3 protein-coding genes are annotated in these 2,747 nt (G+C 70.5%); all 3 read right to left on the bottom strand.

Annotated features, from left to right (window positions below):
- Window positions 1–1,358, bottom strand: a 1,358-nt coding sequence (locus ABZE72_RS16555) for a DUF4012 domain-containing protein (protein WP_372730134.1), incomplete at its 3' end; no start/stop codon positions are given.
- A 46-nt stretch (window positions 1,359–1,404) separates the two neighbouring features.
- On the bottom strand, window positions 1,405–1,809 hold the full coding sequence (locus ABZE72_RS16550) for a hypothetical protein (protein WP_372730133.1): 405 nt from the start codon (window positions 1,807–1,809) through the stop codon (window positions 1,405–1,407).
- 77 nt (window positions 1,810–1,886) lie between these two features.
- Entirely contained in the window at window positions 1,887–2,720 is an 834-nt protein-coding gene (locus tag ABZE72_RS16545) for a 3-keto-5-aminohexanoate cleavage protein (protein ID WP_372730135.1), read from the bottom strand.
- Between the last annotated feature and the right edge of the window lie 27 nt (window positions 2,721–2,747).

The following is a 2,747-nucleotide window of genomic DNA, read 5'->3' as shown; positions in this document are numbered from 1 at the left end:
CGGCAGTCCACGGCCTCCACCTCGGCCGAGTAACGCAGGTAGTAGGACATCTTGGCGCCCGTTGCGTCATTGAGACCGATGTCGACGTGAGCCAGGGGGGCGTCGTTCCTCGCGACCGATCCGCGGATCCTCGACCCCCCGATCAGTTCCTCCACCGTGGGGTCGAAGTCAGCCAGCAGGAACCTGCCCTCGTGGGCTGCTCGCACGAAGCCGCTCACCAGCTTGAGCGGGGAAGGGACATCTCCCGTGACAGCTCCGAAGATCGCCTCGGAGGCCTCCGCAAACATGGCGTCCTGCTCAGCGGGAAGCATGTCGAGGTAAGGGCGATTGAGCAGTTCAGAAACGGCGTTCTCCGCGGTGAGCGTGGTGCCGTTCGACAGCGCGATGGGCCCCGTGCCCTCGAGGAGGTAGGAGACCGCGACGGGGTCGAACGCCATCACTCCGTCCAGCGGCGCGCCCGACATCTCTTCCTGCCACCGCGCTGCCGTCAGCTCCGCCGCGCGTGGGAAGTCCGGCGTGAATCCGGCGTCCTGGATGTAAGTCCCCAACTGCCGGCCGTACTGGGCTTCCTCAGCTCGGGTGAGCGGCAGGATCGGCTCGGGCCGTTCGACGAACTCCCCTGCTCGTGCTTGGCGAACGATGTCGAGCCGCCCGTTCTCGGCACGGACCAGCATGTAGGTGCCGGGCATGCCACCGGTGGCGCGGATCTCGGCGTTGTTCTGGAACATCAGCAGGTAGCTGCGCGGGCCGTCGGCACCGAACATCCGGGGCAGCACCCGGACCGCCGTCGCCCCCGACGCCAGCGCCCTGCTCGTGTCGCCCACCACCGCCGCGAAGCGGTCGTGGGCGCGCTGGATCGGGTAGGCGAACCCCGCACTGTCCTGGGCAGCGAGGGCAGCGTCCGCCGCGGCGAACGCGCGCTCGGCGTCGAGGACCGGCGACTCGAGCCTCTCAAGCGCCTCGAGGTTGATCCGGCCCCGGCGGCTGACGTCCTCGAGCAGGTCCAGGGACTCCCCGAGCGAGGGCGCGACTCCGGCCACGCCGTGCAACGACGAGCTCAACACCCGTACGCCGTCCAGGTCGTCGCCGACCGCCGGCAGCCAGCCCAGCATCCGCCACCAGAGGCCGTCGGTGGCGTCGTCGGCACGAGCGGCGGCCGTGCGCAGGTCCTCGATCGCCCGCTCGCGTGACCCAGCGTCCCGCGCCTCCAGCGCCGCGCGCACCTCGCCGACCGCCTGCTGCGCCCGGGAGAGCTCCACCGCGACCCGCCACCCCAGCCAGCCGGTGTAGCCGATCGCCACGACGACCGCGACCAGGGCCGACCCCACGGCGAGGCGGACGACCGTTCGGCGCCTCACGGCGACCGGCGGGCCGGCGACGACTCACCTGTGGCCCACGCCATGCTCAGCGGCGCCTGACCCGCAACGTGTAGGAGTCGGAGGAGGACTGCCAGACCGACTCGTGCTTCGGCAGGTAGCGCACGCTGATCGTGTACTTCCCGGGCTTGTTCAGCTTCTTGCCCTGCATCGTTCGCTTGCCACCGCGGTAGGTGAACGCCTTGCTCTTGTTGTAGCCGCCCTTGTTGCGCTTGTAGAAGACCCGAAGCGTCCCCTTCGGCTGGCCGTTGCCGGACTTCACGTTGGCGCGGGTGACCACGCGCTGGCCCTTCTTGATGTCCTTGCCCCAGGCGTTCATCGTGGTGGGCACGGTGCCGGTGTAGGGGTCGGCGGTGGCGGTGCTGCCGGGCAGGACGGCTACCAGGCCGACGATGAGGGCCGTCACGGCGACGCTCGAGAACATGCGCTTCATCGGGTGACTCCAAGGGACGTCGGGGGGGTGACCGTCCGATTCGATCACAGACGAGGGCCGACCGCCCTCGAATCGACTCACAAACCCAGCAGGGTTCGAGCGTCCGCGGGAGTCATCGGGGTGCGCTGCGCAGCGCTCGCCAGGCCCGCCGCCCGCTCGACGAGCTGCGCGTTGCTGTTCACCGGTACGCCGCGGCGCAGCGTCAGCACGTCCTCCATCCCCACCCGCAGGTGCCCACCCATCGACAGGGACGCCAGCGCGACCGGAAGGGTGGAGCGGCCGATCCCGGTGGCCGACCACGAGGTGACCGCAGCCGGCAGGGCCGCGACCCCGGCGACCAGCGCGGGCGCCGTACCGGGCATGCCGCCGGGCACGCCCATCACGAAGTCGACGTGCACCTTCCCGCCGTACGGCAGGCCGTAGGTGTCCAGCAGCCGGCCGAGCGCGTGCACGTGGCCGAGGTCGAAGAGCTCGAACTCCGGCACCACCTGGCGCTCCTGACTGAGCTGGTAGAGCTCGCAGATGAACGGCCACGGGTTGCTGAACACGTCGTCGCCGAAGTTGGTGGTGCCCATGGTCAGGCTGCACGAGTCCGGCGCGGCGTCCAACACCTTCAGCCGGGCCTCCAGCGGGTCGTGCACCGAGCCTCCGGTCGAGAGCTGGACGACCAGGTCCGTGCTCTCTCGCAGCGCCGTCACCGTCTCGGTGAGCCGCGAGACCTCGAGCGTGGGACGGTGCTCGTCGTCGCGCACGTGGACGTGGATCATCGCCGCCCCGGCGGCTTCGCACTCGCGGGCGGTGGCGACGAGCTCATCGATGGTGGTCGGGAGCTGGGGGCAGTCGGCCTTGGTGGTCTCGGCGCCGGTGGGGGCGACGGTGATCAGCAGGCTGTCGGCGGGAACGTCGGGCACGCGGACATGCTGCCAGACGGCTCCGCG

The sequence above is a fragment of the Nocardioides sp. genome, from assembly GCF_041600255.1.
Classification (GTDB): Bacteria; Actinomycetota; Actinomycetes; order Propionibacteriales; family Nocardioidaceae; genus Nocardioides.
This window is presented reverse-complemented; position numbering and strand designations above follow the sequence as displayed.

Bases quoted from the DNA above. Each gene is read 5' to 3' on its own strand.
- ABZE72_RS16550 (WP_372730133.1), bottom strand. From the start codon at position 1,809: ATGAAGCGCATGTTCTCGAGCGTCGCCGTGACGGCCCTCATCGTCGGC.